Here is a 4711-nt window from a genome sequence, read left to right as displayed (position 1 = left end):
AGCTGTCTGGCAATTTCCAGATACGAACTGCGGAAAGAACGCAGCTGTTCCTCCGGCATCAGTTCTTCAATTTTTGCTTTTTGTTCTTCGTTCAGGTCGGTATATTGGTCAAGTTGCGTTTTCAGGCGTTGCACTTCCTTAAAACAATTAATAAACTCCACCCGGGCAGCATCGCCTTTGATGTTGTAAACTTCCTGTGGCTCGGCAACCAGATTGTTGTCCTGCATCCATTTGTTCATTGCGGTAACTGCCTTTTCGAATCGTTCAATCACTTTCGGTGCAGGCTCCACCAGCCAGATTTCCTTGGCTCGCGCTCCTGTTTCTCCGCTAAATAGGGCTATTGCCTCATCTACCTGCTGTTGTTGTTGTCTGAAATCCAGGATATTTCCGTATGGCTTGGTATCGTTCAACACGCGGTTGGTTCGGCTAAAAGCCTGAATCAGTCCGTGATATTTAAGATTTTTATCAACATACAGCGTGTTGAGGTATTTACTGTCGAAACCGGTGAGGAGCATATCCACCACAATGGTTATGTCAATTTTATTTTTGTGCGGATAGTCGGCATTGCTGAACATCTGGAATTTAATCCGTTGCTGCACATCCTGGTAATAGGGGTCAAATTCATGTATGCTATGATTTGTGCCATATTTCCTGTTGTAATCGTTAATAATGGATTGCAGTGCTTCCTTCTTTTTTTCAGGTTCAACTTTATTGTCCTCTTTCTCCTGTTGCAAATCTTCCTGAAGTTGTTGCACGTCCTTGTTCCCTTCAGCAGGGGGAGAAAAAACACAGGCAATATTCAGGGGAGAGAAATTTTCATCTTCCCTGATTCGCTTTTCCTGCGTTTCCTTAAAGAGTTCATAGTATTCAACGGCATCGTTTATTGATGCAGTTGCGAGAATGGCATTGAAGCGCCTATGATGCGTAGCGGCATCATGCTTTTTCAGGATGGTATTTACAACGGCCACTTTGTGTTCGCGGCTGTCAAAACTTACCTCTTTCTCCGGTTTGAAATAATCAATATGAAAACGCAAAACATTTCTATCGTCTATCGCATGGGTAATGGTGTAGGCATGAAGTTGTTTCTGGAAAACATCTCTGGTGGTTACAAAGGAGCCAACCGTTCCGTCAATTTGCTTATATGTTGCATTTTCTTCAAAAATGGGTGTTCCGGTAAAACCAAACAATTGTGCATTTGGGAAAAACTCTTTGATGGCTTTATGATTTTCGCCAAACTGCGAACGGTGGCACTCGTCAAAAATGAAAACAATCCGTTTATTACTCAGAGGCTTAAGGCGTTCCTTGTAATTATTGTAATTATTCGGGTCTAAAGCCAGTCCCAATTTTTGAATGGTGCAAACTATTACCTTATTGGTATAGTCGTCTGATAGCATGCGCCTTACCAGTGTTTCGGTATTGGTGTTTTCTTCCACGCAACCTTCCTGAAATTTATTGAATTCTTCACGGGTTTGCCGGTCAAGGTCTTTGCGGTCAACCACAAACAAACATTTTTCAATGTCGGGATTATCCTTGAGCAGGGTAGATGCCTTAAAAGAAGTCAAGGTTTTTCCGCTTCCTGTGGTATGCCAAATATAGCCGTTGCCACGGTTTTGCTCTATACAATTTACAATAGCCTTAACCGCATAAATCTGATAGGGTCGCATGACGAGCAGTTTTTGTTCGCTTGCCACCAGTACCATATATTTGCTGATCAATTGGGCAAGGGTGCATTTGCTCAGAAACTTTTCAGCGAAATCGTCTAAATGTGTAATCTTCTTATTGTCTTCATCGGCAAATTGATAAATGGGTAAAAACTGTTCATCTGCATTAAAACTGAAATGAGAGTTATTATTATTAGCAAAGTAGTATGTATTGGCACGATTGCTAACAATAAAAAGTTGCATGAAACAAAGCAGCGAATTAGTGTAGCCATTACCGGGATCACTTTTGTAGTCTACAATCTGCTGCATGGCTTTGCGCGGACTGACTTCGAGACTTTTAAGTTCAATTTGTACTACAGGTAGTCCATTAATTAACAGAATAACATCAAAGCGTTGAAAGCTGTTTTGAGTATTCATCCTAAGCTGATGGACAACTTCAAACTCGTTCTTGCACCAGTCCCTGATGTTTACCAAAGTATAGTGCAAAGGAGTTCCGTCCTCCCTGACAAAGGTGTTTATTTCCCTCAGGCGTTTTGATGAAGCATATACATCTGAATTAATGATTTCATCTCGCAATCTTGAGAATTCAGTTTCAGTTAAAGTGACCCGATTGAGTGATTGGAACTTTTCACGAAAGTTTTTTTCAAGCGAGGCTCTGTCTCGTATATCAGGCCTGTAGGTATATTTCAGGTCAATTAACGTGGTTATTAAACTCTCTTCTATGTCTGCTTCCTTAGTCATTAATTTTTATCTTTTTCTCCAATTTTTGTAATCCTTTTTAATTGTCGGTTTCCCGGGAATAAACATTTCAGCATTTTGTCTTATTTTTTAATTGCAGTTTTATATGTTTGAAGAGCAAATATAATGTTAATTATGCTGATAAATTATCTATCCCTTTTCTTTTTTCGATTAAAGCAATGGTAAAACGAACGGAGGAAAAAAACAAAAATCAAATATTTATGAATAAAAGATAGCTGGCATTTTATCGGAAATAATTCATAACTATTTGATTATCTCTTTATTAAGCTCTCGTTCCAGACACTTTACTCTTTTGCTATGTACTTCCCCAACTCCTCTAGCTAAAAAAACACCTCTTTAAACTATCTTTTTAAATTCTGACATGAAACAATAAGGGCAAAATAGTACAATCAACACAATCAGTCAGCAAATAATGGGTTATTGAAACTTTAAAGAAGGAGCTTGCCGACTTTAAAACTTCATTACTTTTGTTCCAGAACAATAACGGAATAATGATAAAAACGAAGCTGCTTATTTTATCTGTTAGCCTTTTATTTGCGGAAGTAAAGGGTTTTTGTCAGGGAAACATCTCAGACAGCGCACAACAAACCTCAATTTATGAAATCCTTTTTATGGACATTCCTTATTATTCAGATGCCATTCAAACTACGCAGGGTTCTTTTTTCAGTTCATTTGTTAATCCATCCATGAATCAATCATTATGTTTTTCTGCCTCACTTTATAATGGTGTGCATGATGGTATTTCCAGATTGTTTTTTAATAAGAAAAGCCAATCAATGACATGGGTAAAACGATTGTTCTATAACCTGACAGTGTTTGGTGCTGATTTTATTTTAACCTATTCACCCGGCTTTAATGGTTGGTTACATGAAGAATATCATCGTTCTGTCATGACCCGTTTTCATGTGAATAGTTTTGATGATATGAATCTGTTTCCGGTTTTTGAATCTGCTGTAAGTGTCAGTCATGTTAAAGATGAAGACCTGATAAGATTCAAAAAGGAGAGTGCTGCTGACTTTATCAGAATGAATGTGGCAGGGATTGAAGGCGAATATTTACTGGTCGATAAACTTGAAAAAGAAAATTTTTTCTATGAACATGATTTGCCTCATGAATACTTGTATTTGTTTTCCACGCTAAACTCAATTTCGTATGTGCAAATGTGCTCTCAGCCTGAGGTAGTTGACCCGGAAACTGATAATTTTAATTTGAACGAACCTGCTATCGAAGAAAGAGATTTTACCGGTTTTGACTTCTTAGCATGGACTTATGACTTATTTCGTCCTGATGAAGATTATACTAAAAGGGGAATTCATCCTTTGGGGAATGGTATTGACAGATACATTAAAACAACCGACCTGACCAATGAGGAACTTGATTATTTATGGTTGCAGGGTAAATTACAATGGCTGAATATGATTTCTCCAATGATTTTTGGTATAAAAAAAATTCCCATTGTCAGACTAGGTATTTATGCAAACTTTTCCGTACATCATTTTCTGACTTCTTTTGGGAATGATATTTCGTGTAATTTCTTCATCAAAAGCCGGAAAAATAATTTTGTTTTTGCTTATCACAGCTATCAAAACTACTTACGCTCATTCCCCGCATTGGAATTTCAAATGATTGATTATAAATTAGATATAAATAAATTACATTTTCTTGTTTCACCCCGAATCATTACAGGTTTTCAGCCTGTCAGTCAAAAGTTTATGACAGATGAAAGTGCATTTTTTTCATTCTTTGAGTGTAAAATAGGGTTTATTGCCACAAAAAACCTAATCCCTGTTATTAATTTCTCCTGTAAAGCCAATGGCTGGGTCGCGGGAAATGAATTTCTTAACAGTAACCTGAGTTTTCGCTTTGGATTATCAGGAAGATTATATCAATAATACCATTCTGATATTGAAGAAAGTTGGATCAGTTTGCAATTGATGAGTGATGAGTTCAGTTTCCCGAATTATTCGTGTCTATTTTTAACTTTCATTTTCCAGTATCCATGTTCCGATTTCCGGGTTTATGTGTCCGTGCCTACTGAAAACTGCTCATTGCCTGCTTATTGCTGCCTGTTTTTAGTATTGAAGTTTTGAAAAATTCAGCTGACAGGCTCAATAATAACCGAATAATGCTTTATTATGGCGGGGGAATTAATTCCCCCGCCATTAATATTCTTCAAAAATAAAGCTATCTTTTTAAACTCTTCATTTAGAGGGGGATTTAAATCCCCCTCTATTAAAAACACCCCATTAAAATTTCTCAATAATAAAGCTATCTTTTCAAACTATTCATTT

The 4711-nt window shown here is 37.3% G+C and carries 2 protein-coding genes; one reads left to right on the top strand and one right to left on the bottom strand.

What is annotated here, in order from left to right:
• The coding region (locus GX437_09310; protein NLJ07853.1) for a type I restriction endonuclease subunit R at nucleotides 1–2402 on the bottom strand (2402 nt) is incomplete at its 3' end.
• Nucleotides 2403–3031: 629 nt separating this feature from the next.
• Here GX437_09310 and GX437_09305 point away from each other — a divergent pair.
• A complete protein-coding gene (locus GX437_09305; GenBank protein ID NLJ07852.1) occupies nucleotides 3032–4312 on the top strand; it encodes a hypothetical protein in 1281 nt (426 codons plus the stop codon).
• The last annotated feature ends 399 nt before the right edge of the window (nucleotides 4313–4711 follow it).

It is taken from the genome of Sphingobacteriales bacterium (assembly GCA_012517435.1).
Taxonomy (GTDB): Bacteria; Bacteroidota; Bacteroidia; order CAILMK01; family JAAYUY01; genus JAAYUY01.
The sequence above is the reverse complement of the archived record's forward strand: the minus strand, read 5'-3'. Positions and strand labels throughout refer to the sequence as shown.

Excerpts from the sequence above, each read along its gene's own strand:
- GX437_09305 (NLJ07852.1), top strand. The coding sequence starts at position 3,032 with ATGGACATTCCTTATTATTCAGATGCCATTCAAACTACGCAGGGTTCT.